Genomic DNA, 295 nt, shown 5'->3' on the forward strand with positions numbered 1-295 from the left:
GGTCCAGCTCGGCACCGGCCACCAGCAGGAACATCAGCACGCCCAGCTGGCTGAGCATGCCCAGCGGGCCCAGCGAACTGGCCGGGAACAGCGCACCCTGCAGCTGCGGCAGCAGGCTGCCGAGCACCAGCGCCCCCATCATCAGGCCGGCCGCCATCTCGCCGATCACCGCCGGCTGCCCCAGACGCTTGAGCAGCGCCCCCGCGCCCTTGGCCACCAGCAGCAGCACCAGCAGCTGCAGCAGGAACAGGCCCAGCGGTGACGCCAGGTGCTGCGCCCAGCTGCCTTCGGTGGC

General features: G+C 72.5%; 1 pseudogene. It reads right to left on the bottom strand.

What is annotated here, in order from left to right:
- A pseudogene (locus EN852_RS39310) lies at positions 1 to 295 on the bottom strand (potassium transporter); the annotation flags it as partial.

This window comes from Mesorhizobium sp. M2E.F.Ca.ET.209.01.1.1, assembly GCF_004010375.2.
In the GTDB taxonomy this organism is placed as follows: domain Bacteria; phylum Pseudomonadota; class Alphaproteobacteria; order Rhizobiales; family Rhizobiaceae; genus Mesorhizobium.